The sequence below is a fragment of the Phycobacter azelaicus genome (assembly GCF_014884385.1).
Lineage (GTDB): Bacteria > Pseudomonadota > Alphaproteobacteria > Rhodobacterales > Rhodobacteraceae > Phycobacter > Phycobacter azelaicus.
The window spans coordinates 3,110,436-3,126,057 of sequence record NZ_WKFH01000003.1; the positions used below are offsets into that span (position 1 = coordinate 3,110,436).

Here is a 15,622-nt window from a genome sequence, read left to right on the forward strand (position 1 = left end):
GAGGTGCGGGTGTTTCAGCGTCCTTTGAACAACCCGCCCAGGATCCCGCGCACGATGCGCCTGCCCGTGGTGCCTTTCAGCTCTTTGATGACGGCCTCTTGCAGAGCCGATCCGAATGTGTCCCTGGGTTTGCCATAACTGCGCGCGGAGGAGCGGCTGACCCGTCCACCGGAATAGCGCCGCGCCGCGTTGAATTCGCGGGCCATGGGGCTGGCGGCGGCTTCGGCCTGCTCTTCCGCTGCCTCCGCCTCCTTTGCGGCGTTTTCGGCGCGCTGTGCCAGGATTTCATGGGCAGAGCGTCGATCCAGCGGTTGGTCGTATTTCCCAGCCAAATCCGACGCCGCAAGAATGGCCTTGCGTTCCTCCGCCGTGATCGGCCCCAACTGCGAGGATGGCGGACGGATCAGGGTCCGCTCCACAACGCCGGGCACACCCTTCTTCTGAAGCATCGATGTGACCGCCTCGCCGACGCCAACCTCGCGAATGGCGTCTTCGGTGGAGAACCGAGGGTTTTCGCGATAGGTTTCCGCCGCCAGCTTCAGGTTCTTGCGGTCCCGCGCCGTAAAGGCGCGTAGCGCGTGCTGGATGCGGTTGCCAAGCTGGCCGAGGATATCCTCAGGGATGTCTCCGGGATGTTGGGTGATGAAATAGACGCCGACTCCTTTGGAGCGGATCAGCCGCGCCACCTGTTCCACCTTGTCCACCAACGCCTTTGGGGCGTCATCGAACAGGAGATGCGCCTCATCGAAGAAGAAGACCAGCTTGGGTTTATCAGGATCGCCGACCTCGGGCAGTTCTTCGAACAACTCGCTGAGCAGCCACAGAAGGAAGGTCGCATAAAGCCCCGGTGCGGCCATCAGCTTGTCTGCCGCCAGAATATTGACCATGCCGCGCCCCGATGCATCGCAGCGTATGAGGTCCGAAAGCGCCAGCGAGGGTTCCCCGAACAGTTTCGTTCCGCCCTGATTTTCCAGCACCAGAAGCCGCCTTTGAATGGCCCCGATCGAGGCCGGAGAGATGTTACCATAGCGCAAGGACAACCCGGCGCGGTTTTCACCAATCCAGACCAGCAGGGATTGCAGATCCTTCAGATCCAGCAGCGGCAGCCCCTCTTCATCCGACAAGCGGAAGGCAATATTGAGGATCCCTTCTTGCGCTTCGCTCAGCTCCAGCAGCCGCGACAGCAAAAGCGGCCCCATCTCGGCCACCGTAGTGCGCACCGGATGACCTTGCTTTCCGAAAAGGTCCCAAAAGGTGATGGGCGTGTCGTGGTAGGAATAGTCTGCAAAGCCGATTTTTTCGGCACGGGAGGTGAATGCATCATGAAGCTTGTGGTCTTGTGACCCGGGTTTTGCCAACCCGGACAGATCCCCCTTCACATCCGACAGAAAGACCGGAACCCCCGCATTGGAGAACCCTTCGGCTAGAATCTGAAGCGTCACGGTTTTCCCGGTGCCCGTCGCACCGGCAACCAGTCCGTGACGGTTTGCATATTTCAGAGCGAGCCCCTGCTGAGTACCGTAATCCGCTCCGCCGCCGCCGATGAATATTTTGTCTGCCATTCAAAAAACCTGTCCGTTCTGCCCGATGTTCCGGTTTCGTCCCAAAACAACACTAAATTAACCTTTTATGTGAATACTCAGAAGCGTCCGCCCACGCAAATACGGATGTGGGGGCGGTCATTTCCTCCCTGTCAGACTGGCCGTGCCGTTGTGCACGGCCCTTTTTTTCGTAGGTGCCCATTTTTTATACCGTGAAACGTGCAGAAATTTGCATGTGGAAGTATGTGTCACTTTTTTTTTTCATTCCATGTTGACCGCAGGCCAGCCCTTTCGTAACGTTTCTACCAATAACTAAGTCGGCCAGTCCGACGGGGAGACACAAATATAAAGAAGGGAGCCAAATTGGTTCCCTTTTTTATTTGTTTTCATAATCTTCCAGAGTTGAAGCTTCATGCACATTTCCCTGCCGATCATAGGATAATGACCTGACACCCGACCAGCATCATGTTAAGTCCTTCGATGATTGTCCTGATACGAAAGAGGCACACATGATCAAGTCCCTGACCCCGATCGCTTTGGCGACGCTCCTTGCGACAACCGCGCCCTTGGCTGCACAGGAAAGCGAAGGTTCGGCCGCCGGGGCTGGCGAATCATCTGCGGATCAGATGCTCGACCTTGGCCAGCCGGTGGATGACGGAACGCCGCAAATCGGTGATCGCTACCTCAAGGAAGAACACGGTGACTGGGATTTGGCCTGCATCAAGACCGACACAGACACGGATCCCTGCTCCCTGTTGCAGATCCTAACAGATCCGAATGGCAACCCCATGGCTGAGGTTTCCTTGTTCCGGATCGATCAGCAAGGCGGTCAGGCTGTGGCAGGCGCAACCGTAATCGTTCCCTTGGAAACTCTGCTACCGTCTGCTTTGACGATCTCGATTGATGGCGCGCCGGGAAAACGTTACAACTATTCGTTCTGCAACCAGCTGGGCTGTGTCGCGCAGATTGGCTTCACCCAAGGCGACATTGACGCATTCAAGAAGGGCACAGAGGCTATCGTATCCCTGCGCCCTGCCCCGGCTCCAGATCAGCTGATCGAGATGAAACTGTCCCTAAAGGGCTTCACCGCCGGATATGACGTAGTGGATGTTGTCAGCCAGTAAGGCGCTGGTCTGCGTCTGAGAAGACTATGAAAACGCAAAGGTCACCGAAGCAACTTAGCTTTCGGTGACCTTTTTTTGCAGTGTTACTCTGGTCCGAGCGGGCCCCTACACCCGCTTGACCGCAAGAACGGCGTTCAAACCGCCAAAAGCAAACGCGTTGCTTAGCGCGACTTCAACATCCGCTTCGCGGGCTTCATTTGGAACAACATCCAGAGCGCATTCCGGGTCAGGCTCCTGATAGCCGATGGTCGGAGCGATAACCCCATCGCGCACCGCCATGATGCAGGCCAGCAGCTCCACCGCGCCTGTCCCACCGATCAGATGTCCGTGCATTGATTTGGTCGAGGACATCATCAGACGGTCCGCATGGGGCCCAAATACGTCAGCAACAGCGGCGCATTCGGTTTTGTCGTTTGCAGCCGTTCCCGTTCCGTGGGCATTGATATAGCCAACTTTGTCGGCTGAGATCTGTGCGTCCTGAAGGGCTCCGGCGATCGCACGGGCAGCACCCTGTTTGCTCGGCATCACGATGTCGGATGCATCCGAGGACATGGCGTAGCCGATCACCTCACACAGGATGTCCGCGCCGCGGGCCTTGGCACGATCGTAGTCTTCAAAGACAAACACACCGGCGCCCTCGCCCTGCACCATGCCGTTTCGGTTGGCGCTAAAGGGTCGGCAGGCATCGCGGGACATAACGCGCAGCCCTTCCCATGCTTTGATTCCACCGAAGCAAAGCATGGACTCCGAGCCACCTGTCAGCATGACCGGCGCCATGCCGCTGCGCACCATCTGGAATGCCTGGGCCATGGCGTGATTGGATGAGGCGCAGGCGGTCGAGACGGTAAAACTCGGTCCCTTGAGGTTGAACTCCATCGAGACGTGACTGGCCGCTGCATTATTCATCAGCTTTGGCACGACAAACGGGTGTACCCGGTTCTTTCCGTCCTCGTAGACAGACCGGTAATTGGTATCCCACGTCGAAACACCGCCCCCGGCCGTGCCCAGCACCACGCCGGATTTGGCCGACAGCTCTCCATGAAATTCGATGCCGGATTGGGTGATGGCCTCTTTTGCGGCCGTCAGTGTGAACTGTGTAAAGCGGTCATACAGACTCATCTGCTGACGATTGAAGCGCCCTTCGGCCTCAAACCCGCGCACCTGACCGCCAATTTTGATTGCCAGTCTTTCTACGTCGCGAAAATCCAGAGGGCCAATGCCGCAATGACCTTCGCGCATCGCCGCTAGGGTGTCCGGCACGCTATGCCCAAGCGCGTTTATGGTGCCGGCGCCGGTTATGACTACTCGTTTCATGGAGTTCGTTCCTGCCCGCCTACCCGGATCAAGCCTTTTCGGTCATCAGCTTTTCGATGCCCGCCACAATGGCTGCAACGTTCGAGATGTCAAAATCGCTCTCCTCGGGGGCATTGGCATTGAAGGGGATCGAAATGTCGAACTCTTCCTCTATTGCAAAGATGCTTTCGACCAGCCCCAGGCTGTCGATGCCGAGATCTTCGAGCGTGCTTTCCGGGGTCACATCCGACGGTTCAAGCACGGCCTGCTCTGCGATGATTTCGATGACCTTGTCCTGAATGCTCATGGCGGTCTCCTGATCCTATGGCTGGCGCAGATGTAGTCACTGCGTCCTTATTTGAAAACTGCCTTCTTGAGCGCCTCGATGTCGCGCATCAGACGGGGCAGTCGGCGTTGCGCCTTATAGACCTCTGTATGTGTCTCCATTTTGACAGCCGGATATCCCATCATGACGCGGCCAGCCGGAACGTTGGACAGGATTTTGGTGCCGCCGCCTGCAATCACGCCATCGCCAATGAAGATATTGTCGACGACACCGCATTGTCCGCCAAGCACAACGTTGTTGCCAATGTCGACAGACCCCGAGGTCCCGGTCTGACCACACAGGAGACAATCGCGCCCAATGCGGGTGTTGTGTCCGACATGGACCAGATTATCCAGCTTGGTTCCGTCCCCAATCACCGTGTCGCGGATGGTGCCATTGTCCACCGTGCAGTTGGCGCCCACCTCGACGTCATCGCCAATCGTGACCGAGCCGAGCGAATGGATGCGGAGCCAGCTTTGTGGTCTTGCATCGCCGGTGTCCTTGAGCGTCTTGCGCACGTTCTCGGCACCCGACACTTCGGGCGTCACATAGGAGAAGCCATCGCCGCCAATCCGTGCACCGGGTTGTGCGCGAAACCGCGCGCCGATCGTGACCCGCGCGCCAATCGAGACCATTTCCCGCAGCTGTGCCCCCGGTCCCATCGTGACGTCAGCGCCGATGTGGCACTGTGGTCCGATCACCGATCCATCGCCGATGTGGGCCCCGTCCCCGATGACCACGAGAGGGCCGATCGAGACATCGCGGCCAAGCTGGGCGGAAGGGGCGATCACCGCTGAGGGGTGGATGCCGCTCCCAAAACCCTGTCCGGGGTCCATCATTGAGGTGAGCCCGGCCATGGCCATGCGCGGCCTGATGGCGAAGATCGCGGCCTTCAAGCCCATCGCCCGCCAATCCGCGCCCTCCCACAACAAGGCCACCTCGGCAGCGCCCTGGGCAATGCTTTCGGCGTATTTGGGCGCTGTCGCCAAGGCCAAGTCTCTGGCCCCGGCATCTTGGGGTTCGGCGGTTTTGGAGATGACGAGGCTTTCGTCCCCGTCGCATTCGGCGCCAAGCGCATCGGCAATCTGCCGGACAGTGTACATAAAGACCCTTCCTCACAGCCAGTGTTGGCGGGCCCTCAGTTTATCCCTGCACGCCCGGTAAGGCCACACCCGCCTGCTGCAGAGCGTCCCACACCTTTGCGTCACGTCCGTAGACGTCGCGCCGGAATTCGGCCCGTCCTTTATTCGTCACATAAGCGGTCCGGTAGATAATGTGAACAGGCACCTGCTGTTCCAGATCCACTTTCGTTTCCTTCCCGCTGCTTAGAATTCGATGAAAAAACGCTTTTGGATCTTCGGTTTGGCGGGCAAGGAGCGCGTAGGCAAATTCAAATGGCTGCGCCAGACGGATGCAGCCATGGGAGAAGGCACGCACTTCCCGGCTGAACAGGTTCTTGTGCGGGGTGTCGTGCAGATAGATGTTGTATTTGTTCGGGAACATGAACTTGACCAGCCCCAAAGCGTTCTTGCGGCTTGGAGGTTGACGCATGGCGTAGGGGAAGTTCCGCGCAGTGTACTGGGAGAAATCAGCCGAGCTGCGGTTGACCACCCGGCCGCGGCTGTCGGTGATCTCGATATGACCGACGGCGTTGGGGTTGTTCTTCAGCTTGGGCAGATATTCCTTGGTGATGATCGAGCGCGGCACATACCAGCTGGGATTGATCACCATGTGTTCCATCACATCGGAAAACTCAGGGGAGCGTCGGTCGTATTGGTTCTTGCCAATGACTGAGCGGGTTTCGAAGGTCACATCGCCGTTGTCGATGATCTTTGCGGTGAAATCTGTCTGGTTGACCAGAATATGCCGGTCGCCACGATCCGGTGTCAGCCAGCGTTCGCGCTCCATCGCGACGATGACAGATTTTAGGCGCTCGGAAACCGGCTTGTTAATCTCGGCGATTGTGCTTGTTCCGGCCACGCCATCAGGTTCAAGCCCGTGATCGGATTGAAACCTTTGGACCGCCATTTCGAGGTCGTGATCATACCGCGCTGTGGCACTTCGGGTCAGATACCCCATTGCCACCAGCCGATCGCGCAATGCGATGACCGCTGGACCCGTGTCGCCCTGCTCAAGCTTGCCGCCCGGAACGCTGCCACCCCAGCCACCTTTTGCGGCCAGAGCTTCGAGGCGGAATTTCTCCCTCAGCAGGGCACGGTATTGGGGCGAAGCGGGCACCAGCGCCCGCATGTAAGCCATGGGGCTGTTGTCCCGGATCCCTTCGAGATAGGCGACCGGATCGGTGCTGTGCTTCTTACGCACGATCCCATCATCAATGCTTTGAGGGTTCAAAAGGCCGGTTTGCAGGTCCGTGGCGTAGTTCACGAAGGCGCGGCTAAGAGCGGCCTCGACCTCGCCAAGGCTCCGAACGGTCCTCGCGTTTCGCATCTGCTCCACCAGGTCGGCGGCCAGGCGGCCGCGATCCGGCAGGCCGTGCATGGACGCCTCTTCTAGCGCACGCAGCAAAGCCATGCGACGCTCGCGGGATGTGTCATCACCCCCTGTCCATAGAGGGGCGTAGCCGTTCTCGCGATAGAACTGCGCCACTGCATCGCTTTGCGCAGCGCTCGAGGCGACGGCCTGTTTGAATGCAGTCACCTGCGCTGCTGCATCATGCGGTGAAACCGCCAGCCCGGCACTCACCACGGCAAGCGCGAACACGCTGGTCTTGAGGTTTGGGACAAAACTATTGAACGGCGAAAATTTCATGGACAAACAGGCCCCTTGCAGACGGTTCTTGATATCATGGCTCAAACGACGTGAATTTCTGGTAAAAAATCTTGGGTCCGGTGTCTATTCACATTTCGTAAACCATTGCCTGAGATTCTACTTTTGGCCTTCAACTGTCCCATGACCAGAGCAAAGAGCGCCGTTTGAAGGGGAAAACATCGAGCATCGTCCCCTTTTGCGCAAAAACTTGCCGAAAAACCGACGCAAAATGGGGTTGGAGCAAACGAATCTTGGATCGTGATTCCTGCTGTGGCATACAGCCCGCGTGCAGTACAACACGGTCCGCCCGTAACATCGGGTTTTGGCAGGATAAAATATCGTTCGGGATGGCGAGATAAAGATGGCAGAAGCTAACGGCACGGGGCTTACCCGTCGGGCATTATTGGGTGCATTTGCGGCAACGGCCGTGACAGCCGCCCCCACCTTTTCCAATGCAGCAGGCTTTTTGCGGGGGGGCGGCGACATCCGCCGGATCCGCATGTACTCCGGACGCACCGGCGAGCGTCTGGACATGGTCTATTGGATCGAGGGTAAATACATCAAGGACGCGGTGCGTGAGGTAAATCACTTCATGCGGGACTGGCGCACCGATGACGTTAAGGACATGGACCTGCGTACAATCGACATCATGGCCGCCGCCCACAACCTGATGGATGTGAATGAGCCTTACATGTTGTTGTCCGGTTACCGCAGCCCCAAGACTAACGCGATGCTGCGCAGCCGTTCCCGTGGGGTGGCAAAAAACTCGCTGCACATGCGGGGGCAAGCCGCCGACCTGCGTCTTTCCTCGCGATCCGTGACGCAGATGGCCAAGGCGGCAATGGCCTGCCGGGCCGGCGGTGTCGGCAAATATTATCGTTCCAATTTCGTGCACATGGATTGCGGTGTGGTCCGCGATTGGAGTGGATAATCGGCTGAAGTAACTGAACTCCAAAACTAATTACATAGGGCGCCATTTGAGCGCCCTTTGCATTTTTAACCTGATGTTTGGCGGTTTACCCGGCGCAGCTACGCAATTTCGCAACGATCGGTATGAATGAGCATTCCGCCGTTCTTGCGCAAACTTGGGGGAAGTGGCGCACCTGAGAGGATTCGAACCTCTGGCCTCTGCCTTCGGAGGGCAGCGCTCTATCCAGCTGAGCTACAGGTGCCTGTCTGACGGGCGGTATACCCCCGGTTTCCGGCTCCTGCAATCGGAAAATTCAACGCGCTATTCCTCGGCGCGCACGACTTCAAGCCCTTGCGCGCCTCCCTCACGAATTCGCCTTGCGAGCTCTGGCACCGGGTGCTAACGAATGGCGTATCGCGGGTGTAGCTCAATGGTAGAGCAGCAGCTTCCCAAGCTGACGACGAGGGTTCGATTCCCTTCACCCGCTCCATGGCGCCTCGGGATCCAGATCACGGCGCCCTTCCCTTTCCGCTCGCGAAGCTGCTCTGCAGACGCATGGGAACATCCTGGGAAAGCGGCAATGGTATTGCAAATCCCTCTCGGCCTGACTACCCACCCTTCATGACACTGCGATACCTCACTCCACTCGGCCCGGACGAACAACTGGGAAACGGCCTAGACCGCCCATGCCCGCTTGCCGTGGCTGATAGGGTCCGGTTCTCCGAACTCGATATGCTGCGCCATGTGAACAACAAGGCCTATCTCGGGTGGTTCGAAACAACGCGTGTGATCTATTTCGAAACATTCTGCCGGTCCCATTTTGCGCAAATGCCAGAGCCGCGCACCGTCATGCGCAATGCAAACGTCCATTACGTCAAAGAGATGGTCGAGGGCGAAAGCTACATCACCACGGCGCGGGTGCTGTCATTTAGACGCACCTCCTATGTCATGGAGCAGCAGATCTGGTCCGGAGATCTGCGTGCGCGGCTTGAGGCGGTGATGGTCTTGCGCACGCCGGATGGTGTGTCGGGCTATCCCATTCCCGAAAAACTGGCAGCGCAGTTTCGGGAAATCGACGGCGCCCAGGATCTGAGCGGCGGGTAAACGCCATCAGGGGGCCCAGTGGACCTCGGCGCCGGACAGCACCGCCTGCACAGGTGCCTCCTCCGGGGGCAAGGACACCGCGCGTTCCAGAGCCTTCCGTTTCCCTTCCCCAAAAATAACCAGATGCTTGCAAAGGGCGCCATTCAAAATCGGCGCGGTCAGGCTGACGCGGGCTTCAGGCTGACTGTCCGGTCGCAGGACCGCAAGGGGCGATGCTGCGTGTGACAGGGCCTCCGAGAGGCCTGCGACCCCAGGAAACAGCGAGGCGGTGTGCATGTCTTCCCCCATACCCAGCAAGACAACCGAAAGCGGCAGTCGCGGCGCGATCAAGGCTTCAATTTCGGCCATAACCGCTTCGGGCGCGCGATCTGGAACGTAGAAAGGCACAAACGTAGCGGCTGCCGCCGGGCCGGTCATCAATCGTGATCGGATCATGCGCGCGTTTGAGCGGTCACTGTCGGATGGAACCCAGCGTTCGTCGCTTGCCATGATGTGCACTCGCTCCCAGTCGATGGATGCGGCGCAGAGATCATCGAAGATCGGCCCCGGAGTGCTGCCACCCGCCACGGCCAAAGAGGCTGTTTCGTGATGCAGAAGGTGTGTCTCCAGGTCGTCGGCCAAGCGTTTGGCTACGTTGATAGAAAGGATTTCCCGGTCAGGGTATTCTTGAATATTCATGGGTTTATGCCTCTCCATTCGCGTCCATCCCGACGCATCAGCAGGTCCGCATCTCCGGGGCCGGTACTGCCGGTGTCATAGGGTTTGGGCACATCTCCCCGCGCTTGCCAGCCTGCGATGATCGGGTCGGTCCAGGCCCAGGCTGCCGCGACCTCATCGCCGCGCATGAACAACGTCTGATTGCCCCGGATCATATCGGTGATCAGCCGCTCATAGGCATCAGGCGGGTTCTGCCCGTCTGCCCCAAGGGCCGTGGCAAAGCTCATGTCCAGCGGCACATCGATCAATCGCATGCCCCCCGGTCCAGGCTCCTTTATGGTCACGCTGAGGGTGATCCCCTCGTTCGGCTGAAGGCGGATTTTCAGGTGATTGGCATGGCGCCCCGCATCGGCGCCAAAGATCGAGTGCGGCGCATCCTTGAACAGCACGTTGATCACCGATGAGCGCGCGACAAGGCGCTTTCCGGTACGCATGTAAAACGGGGTGCCGGCCCACCGCCAGTTGCTGATATGAGCTTTGAAGGCGATGTAGCTTTCGGTTGTGGAACGCGGGTTTTCGACGGTATCGCGGTAGTTTAGATCGTCTCCTTGATGTCCGGGTGCTGCCCTGTACTGCCCGCGGACAATGTGATGCGGCTCCAGCGGATCAAGCGCGCGGATCACCTTAAGTTTTTCATCACGCACGGCATCGGGGTCGAATTTCGCAGGCGGCTCCATCGCGATCAAGCACAAGAGCTGCATCAGATGGTTCTGCATCATGTCGCGCATGGCGCCGGCACGGTCATAGTATTCCTGACGTCCGGCCACACCGACGGTTTCGGCCACGGTGATCTGGATATGGTCCACATACTGGCTGTTCCAAAGCGGCTCGAACAGCATATTGCCAAAGCGGATCGCCATAAGGTTCTGAACGGTTTCCTTGCCCAGGTAGTGATCGATCCTGAAGATCTGGTTCTCCGAGAAATATCCTGCCAGCGTTGCGTTCAACTCCTGTGCCGATGCCAGATCATGGCCAAAGGGTTTTTCCACGACGATCCGGCTTTCGGCATCTGACAGCCCATGCGCCTGAAGGCGCTGCGCAAGCGCGCCAAAAAGACTGGGGCCCACGGAAAAATAGAATACCCGGATTGCCTTGTCCTCGCGCGCCTTGACGAGTGCGGATAGCGCGTCCCAGCCCCTTTCCTCTCGGGCGTCCATCGAGATGTAGCTGATCCGATCAAGAAATGCTGGCATGGCGCTCTTGTCCGGCCCCTGGTCGTCCAGTGTCGCCTGGACTGCCTGCGCTACAAAGGCGCGATAGTCTGCGACGCTCATCTCAGACCTGGCGGCACCGACGATTCGAATGTCTTCGGGGAAATGTCCACCACAGAACCGGCGATAAAGGGCGGGCAGGATCTTGCGTTCTGCAAGATCTCCAGTGCCGCCGAAAATGACTAAATCAAAAGGGTCGACCGGAATCACTCGTGTGGCCATAGGGCTTTGTCCAATACCTGCTACCGCTAAATGAGAAACGGGAATGGCTTCACATCCCTGTCAGCACTGCACGCGGTGTCTTTCACTTGTGGGCTACTATAGGCTAGCCTCTCACAAAAGGAACGGCCCATGAGGACATTCGCGTGAAAGATCTGCCTAAGCCCACTGCAAACATAGGGAAATTTCAAGACGCCCATGTAACGGCCGATGGCAAAGAGCGGGCGGTCGTTGCGCTCACCAGGCCAGAAACCCTGTGGTTCAACACGGGCACACTTTGCAATATCGAGTGTTCCAACTGCTATATTCTCAGCTCGCCCCGCAATGATGCATTGGTGTACCTGTCCGCCGCCGAGGTCCAAGGCTATCTCGACCAGATCGAGACCCGGGGCTGGCCGATCCGGGAAATCGGTTTCACCGGCGGGGAGCCGTTCATGAACCCGCAGATGTGCGCGATGGCCGAGGCCGCTCTTTCACGAGGGTATGAGGTTTTGATCCTAACCAATGCCATGCGCCCGATGATGCGCAAATCGGTGCGCCGCGGTCTTCTGGAGCTGAACCAGGCTTTTCCGGGCAAGTTGACGCTGCGCGTTTCACTGGATCACCACAGCGCCGCAGCACATGATCAGGAACGTGGTGAGGGGAGTTTCGACAAAACGCTGGAAGGTATGGTCTGGCTGCGTGATCATGGATTTCAGATGGCAGTTGCGGGGCGGATCACATTCGCTGAAAGCGAGGCTGAGGCGCGCAGCGGATTTGCGGATCTCTTTGCCGGGCATGGCTTTCCAGTGGATGCTCGTGATCCGGGTCAGACGGTGCTCTTTCCTGAGATGGATGAAAGCGTTGAAGTTCCTGAGATTACAACAGCTTGCTGGGGGATTTTGAATAAATCTCCCAATGATGTGATGTGCGCCTCGTCCCGGATGGTTGTAAAGCGCAAGGGCGCAGATGCGCCAGTGGTGTTAGCCTGCACGCTGTTGCCGTATGCGCCCGAGTTCGAGTTGGGCGCCACATTGGCCGAGGCCGAAGCGCCTGTTGCGCTGAACCATCCACATTGCGCCAAGTTTTGCGTCCTTGGCGGAGCAAGCTGTTCCGCGTGAAGGTGTTCAGTGAATGGTGAATTCGCCAGTCACGTGACGCCATTCCCCTGCGCTGATCATCTTACGATGCGTGAAACGGACCGAATGCAGCGGCCCCTCGATCTCGCGCTGCCAGAATTCGATGAACTTGAACATCCGGTCGTGGTCAGGGGCGAGATCGTAGTCCTGCCAAAGAAAGGTATTCAGGACGTGCGGATGGTCTGGCATGTGGTAGATGAATTCGGCCGTGGTCAGGCCGTAGCCTTTGAGCATGAGTTCGGTTTCGCTCAACTCCATCTGTGGTCTCCTCTTTCGAAGCCCCCCAAGTCAAATTCTAGACATCAAAGTATTAAAAGACCCCAAAGCCGCCGGAACACGCTGCCCTGCTTGCGCCCCACATGCGGTGTCTGATAGGGTGTCGTGACACAAGACAGACCCCCAGAAAAGAACGGGCAGCAAACGTGAGCGATACGCCGGAAACTCCTGAAAACATGGATGAAAATCAACCGTCAAAGCCGGTTTACGAGGGGCCGACGGTTTCCATAGAATCTGAGATGCGGGCCTCCTATCTCGATTACGCCATGTCGGTGATTGTTAGCCGGGCCATTCCCGACCTGCGCGACGGGTTGAAGCCTGTGCACAGGCGCATCCTTTATGCGATGCACGAGACCGGTAACACCCACGACAAAGCCTATCGGAAGTCGGCCCGTCCCGTGGGCGATGTCATGGGTAAATATCACCCCCACGGCGATAGTGCGATCTATGATGCCCTCGTGCGCATGGCGCAGGATTTCTCCATGTCGCTGCCGCTTCTGGACGGTCAGGGCAACTTCGGCTCCATGGATGGTGATAACCCGGCGGCGATGCGCTACACCGAGGTGCGGATGGACAAGCCCGCCGCCTTCATGCTGTCCGACATCGACAAGGAAACCGTCGATTTTCAGGACAACTACGACGGCAAGGACCGCGAACCGACTGTTCTGCCGGCCCGTTTTCCGAACATGCTGGTCAATGGCGCCGGCGGGATCGCGGTTGGGATGGCGACCAACATTCCGCCTCATAACCTTGGTGAAGTTGTCGATGCGACCCTTGCCCTGATCGAGGATCCCGATTTGACCAGCGAACAGCTGATCGAATATGTGCCCGGACCCGACTTTCCCACAGGGGGCGTGATGCTGGGCCGCTCTGGCGCACGCAAGGCCTATCTTGAGGGGCGCGGCAGCGTCATCATCCGCGCCAAGACCCGGGTGGAGGAGATCAGGAAAGACCGCTACGCCATTGTTGTGGATGAGATTCCCTACCAAGTGAACAAAGCTTCCATGATCGAGAAGATCGCGGAACAGGTCCGTGAGAAAAAGGTCGAAGGCGTTGCCCATGTGCAGGATGAATCCGACCGCAACGGGGTGCGTGTGGTGGTGGAGCTGAAGCGCGACGCAACGGCCGAGGTGGTTTTGAACCAGCTTTATCGCTTCACGCCAATGCAAACCTCCTTTGGTTGCAACATGCTGGCTCTGAACGGCGGCCGCCCAGAGCAGCTGACTTTGCGCAAGTTCCTGACCTCTTTCATTGATTTCCGCGAAGACGTTGTGGCGCGCCGTACGGCGTACCTTTTGCGAAAAGCGCGCGAGCGCAGCCATATCCTCTGTGGTCTGGCGGTTGCCGTATCCAACGTGGATGAAATCGTTGCAACTATTCGTGCATCGGCGGACGCGGCCGAGGCGCGTGAAAAGCTGATGACCCGTCGTTGGCCGGCTATGGACATTGCCGACTACATCCGCCTGATCGACGATCCGACCCATACCATGAATGACGATGGCACCTACAACCTTTCGGAAACTCAGGCCCGTGCCATTCTTGAACTGCGCTTGCAGCGCCTGACCCAGATCGGCGTGAAGGAAGTCACCGACGAGCTGGAAGAACTAGCTGCCAAGATCAAGGAATACCTCGAAATTCTTGGATCCCGTGAGCGGATCATGGGCATCATTGCCGATGAGCTGCGCGAAGTGCGCGAGAGTTTCGCCGTCCCCCGCCGCACGGAGATTGTCGACTGGTCCGGTGACATGGAGGACGAAGACCTTATCGAGCGTGAGGACATGGTGGTGACCGTGACCTCGGGTGGCTATATCAAGCGCACGCCGCTGGCCGATTTCCGCGCGCAGAAGCGCGGCGGGAAGGGCCTCTCTGGTATGCAGACCAAGGAAGAGGATGTGGTCACCACCCTGTTTGTGGCCAACACCCACACGCAGCTCCTGTTCTTCACCACCGACGGCATGGTCTACAAGCTCAAGACCTGGCGCCTGCCGCAGGGTGGCCGCACCTCCAAAGGCAAGGCAATCGTCAACATCCTGCCGATCCCGACCGGTGTGTCTATCGCGGCGATCATGCCTGTCGACCGGGCCGAGGATGAATGGGCCGATCTGCAGATCATGTTTGCCACCTCCGCTGGAACTGTGCGTCGTAACCGGTTGTCTGACTTCACGAATGTGATGCGCAACGGCAAGATTGCCATGAAGTTCGAAGATGAGAATGCCGACACCAAGCTGATCAATGCGCGCATTTGTTCCGAAGACGATGACATCATGCTGGTCACCAACACCGGGCGCGCGATCCGCTTTCCTTCGACCGAAGTTCGCGTGTTCAACAGCCGCAATTCAGTTGGGGTGCGCGGCATCAAACTTAACGAGGGCGATGAGGTTGTCTCGATGTCGGTGATCCGCCACTCGAAGTACACGCCAGAGCAGCGCACCGCCTATCTGAAAATGCGCCGCGCCATGGCCGGGATTGCCGACGAAGCAGAGGGCTCGGACGAGGATGTGGTCGCAGATCCCAACTTCTCGACTGAACTCTATGCTGAGATGTCCGCAGCCGAGAACCTGATCCTGACAATCACCAAGGGCGGCCAGGGCAAGTTGAGCTCCAGCCATGATTACCCCGTGCGTGGGCGTGGCGGCATGGGTGTTACCGCCATGGATAAGGCAATGCGCGGCGGGGAACTGGTGGCGTCCTTCCCGGTGGAACTGGAAGACCAGATCATGCTGGCAACCTCAAAGGGCCAGTCGATCCGGGTGCCGGTCGAAGGCATCTCCTTCCGCTCCCGCTCGGCGGGCGGCGTGCGCGTCTTCAACACCGGTAAGGGCGAAGAGGTCGTCTCGGTCGCCTGGATCGCAGACAGCGGCGATGAAGAAGAAGGTGAAGGCGACGAAGGCTGAGAGCCGAATTAGATTCGCTGACAGATCAGGCGCCGTCCCAAGCCGGGGCGGCGCCTCTCTTTACGAAAGACTAAACAATTTTCCCTACGCTCCTGCACAAACGTTTTTCTTTACGGGAGGG

Annotated in this window: 13 protein-coding genes and 2 tRNA genes; 6 read left to right on the top strand and 9 right to left on the bottom strand. The window is 58.4% G+C overall.

Annotation, left to right across the window (positions count from 1 at the left end):
• Positions 1–14: 14 nt before the first annotated feature.
• Positions 15–1,562: a helicase HerA-like domain-containing protein gene (locus tag INS80_RS16045; protein ID WP_192966591.1), complete on the bottom strand. Its 1,548-nt coding sequence runs from the start codon at positions 1,560–1,562 to the stop codon at positions 15–17.
• Positions 1,563–2,050: 488 nt separating this feature from the next.
• Between INS80_RS16045 and INS80_RS16050 the strand changes: the two genes are divergently transcribed.
• A complete protein-coding gene (locus INS80_RS16050; protein WP_192966592.1) occupies positions 2,051–2,665 on the top strand; it encodes an invasion associated locus B family protein in 615 nt (204 codons plus the stop codon).
• A 105-nt stretch (positions 2,666–2,770) separates the two neighbouring features.
• On the opposite strand, the gene INS80_RS16055 is transcribed toward INS80_RS16050, so the two are convergent.
• Genes INS80_RS16055 through INS80_RS16070 form a run of 4 tightly spaced genes read right to left on the bottom strand, consistent with a single transcriptional unit; the run spans position 2,771 to position 7,052 of the window.
• Positions 2,771–3,979 carry a beta-ketoacyl-[acyl-carrier-protein] synthase family protein gene (locus INS80_RS16055; RefSeq protein ID WP_192966593.1) on the bottom strand — a complete coding sequence of 403 codons (1,209 nt, stop codon included), beginning with the start codon at positions 3,977–3,979 and terminating at the stop codon, positions 2,771–2,773.
• Between the two features lie 28 nt (positions 3,980–4,007).
• Entirely contained in the window at positions 4,008–4,265 is a 258-nt protein-coding gene (locus INS80_RS16060; RefSeq protein ID WP_192966594.1) for an acyl carrier protein, read from the bottom strand.
• A 47-nt stretch (positions 4,266–4,312) separates the two neighbouring features.
• Positions 4,313–5,386 (bottom strand): UDP-3-O-(3-hydroxymyristoyl)glucosamine N-acyltransferase, encoded by a 1,074-nt coding sequence (lpxD, locus tag INS80_RS16065; protein WP_192966595.1) that lies wholly within the window; start codon positions 5,384–5,386, stop codon positions 4,313–4,315.
• A 40-nt stretch (positions 5,387–5,426) separates the two neighbouring features.
• Positions 5,427–7,052 (bottom strand): L,D-transpeptidase family protein, encoded by a 1,626-nt coding sequence (locus tag INS80_RS16070; RefSeq protein ID WP_192966596.1) that lies wholly within the window; start codon positions 7,050–7,052, stop codon positions 5,427–5,429.
• A gap of 361 nt (positions 7,053–7,413) precedes the next feature.
• Between INS80_RS16070 and mepK the strand changes: the two genes are divergently transcribed.
• Positions 7,414–7,983: a peptidoglycan L,D-endopeptidase MepK gene (mepK, locus tag INS80_RS16075; protein ID WP_192966597.1), complete on the top strand. Its 570-nt coding sequence runs from the start codon at positions 7,414–7,416 to the stop codon at positions 7,981–7,983.
• A gap of 164 nt (positions 7,984–8,147) precedes the next feature.
• Here the strand turns inward: mepK and INS80_RS16080 are convergent.
• Positions 8,148–8,224, bottom strand: a tRNA-Arg gene (locus tag INS80_RS16080).
• Positions 8,225–8,378: 154 nt separating this feature from the next.
• Here INS80_RS16080 and INS80_RS16085 point away from each other — a divergent pair.
• Positions 8,379–8,452, top strand: a tRNA-Gly gene (locus INS80_RS16085).
• A 131-nt stretch (positions 8,453–8,583) separates the two neighbouring features.
• A complete protein-coding gene (locus tag INS80_RS16090) occupies positions 8,584–9,066 on the top strand; it encodes an acyl-CoA thioesterase (protein ID WP_192966598.1) in 483 nt (160 codons plus the stop codon).
• Between the two features lie 6 nt (positions 9,067–9,072).
• Here the strand turns inward: INS80_RS16090 and pgl are convergent, their stop codons facing one another.
• Positions 9,073–9,744, bottom strand: coding sequence for a 6-phosphogluconolactonase (gene pgl / locus INS80_RS16095; protein WP_192966599.1), 672 nt, complete (start codon positions 9,742–9,744; stop codon positions 9,073–9,075).
• Positions 9,741–11,216, bottom strand: a complete 1,476-nt coding sequence (gene zwf / locus INS80_RS16100; RefSeq protein WP_192966600.1) for a glucose-6-phosphate dehydrogenase — start codon at positions 11,214–11,216, stop codon at positions 9,741–9,743. Before zwf ends, pgl begins: the two co-directional genes overlap by 4 nt.
• A gap of 143 nt (positions 11,217–11,359) precedes the next feature.
• On the opposite strand from zwf, the gene INS80_RS16105 reads away from it, so the two are divergent.
• Complete coding sequence (locus INS80_RS16105; RefSeq protein WP_192966601.1) at positions 11,360–12,313, top strand: radical SAM protein; 954 nt, start codon at positions 11,360–11,362, stop codon at positions 12,311–12,313.
• A gap of 6 nt (positions 12,314–12,319) precedes the next feature.
• Here the strand turns inward: INS80_RS16105 and INS80_RS16110 are convergent, their stop codons facing one another.
• On the bottom strand, positions 12,320–12,589 hold the full coding sequence (locus INS80_RS16110) for an usg protein (protein WP_192966602.1): 270 nt from the start codon (positions 12,587–12,589) through the stop codon (positions 12,320–12,322).
• A 194-nt stretch (positions 12,590–12,783) separates the two neighbouring features.
• On the opposite strand from INS80_RS16110, the gene gyrA reads away from it, so the two are divergent.
• Positions 12,784–15,501, top strand: coding sequence for a DNA gyrase subunit A (gene gyrA / locus INS80_RS16115; RefSeq protein ID WP_192967311.1), 2,718 nt, complete (start codon positions 12,784–12,786; stop codon positions 15,499–15,501).
• The last annotated feature ends 121 nt before the right edge of the window (positions 15,502–15,622 follow it).

Bases quoted from the DNA above. Each gene is read 5' to 3' on its own strand.
- INS80_RS16045 (WP_192966591.1), bottom strand. From the start codon at position 1,562: ATGGCAGACAAAATATTCATCGGCGGCGGCGGAGCGGATTACGGTACT.
- INS80_RS16050 (WP_192966592.1), top strand. From the start codon at position 2,051: ATGATCAAGTCCCTGACCCCGATCGCTTTGGCGACGCTCCTTGCGACA.
- INS80_RS16055 (WP_192966593.1), bottom strand. From the start codon at position 3,979: ATGAAACGAGTAGTCATAACCGGCGCCGGCACCATAAACGCGCTTGGG.
- INS80_RS16060 (WP_192966594.1), bottom strand. From the start codon at position 4,265: ATGAGCATTCAGGACAAGGTCATCGAAATCATCGCAGAGCAGGCCGTG.
- lpxD (WP_192966595.1), bottom strand. From the start codon at position 5,386: ATGTACACTGTCCGGCAGATTGCCGATGCGCTTGGCGCCGAATGCGAC.
- INS80_RS16070 (WP_192966596.1), bottom strand. From the start codon at position 7,052: ATGAAATTTTCGCCGTTCAATAGTTTTGTCCCAAACCTCAAGACCAGC.
- mepK (WP_192966597.1), top strand. From the start codon at position 7,414: ATGGCAGAAGCTAACGGCACGGGGCTTACCCGTCGGGCATTATTGGGT.
- INS80_RS16090 (WP_192966598.1), top strand. From the start codon at position 8,584: ATGACACTGCGATACCTCACTCCACTCGGCCCGGACGAACAACTGGGA.
- pgl (WP_192966599.1), bottom strand. From the start codon at position 9,744: ATGAATATTCAAGAATACCCTGACCGGGAAATCCTTTCTATCAACGTA.
- zwf (WP_192966600.1), bottom strand. From the start codon at position 11,216: ATGGCCACACGAGTGATTCCGGTCGACCCTTTTGATTTAGTCATTTTC.
- INS80_RS16110 (WP_192966602.1), bottom strand. From the start codon at position 12,589: ATGGAGTTGAGCGAAACCGAACTCATGCTCAAAGGCTACGGCCTGACC.
- gyrA (WP_192967311.1), top strand. From the start codon at position 12,784: ATGGATGAAAATCAACCGTCAAAGCCGGTTTACGAGGGGCCGACGGTT.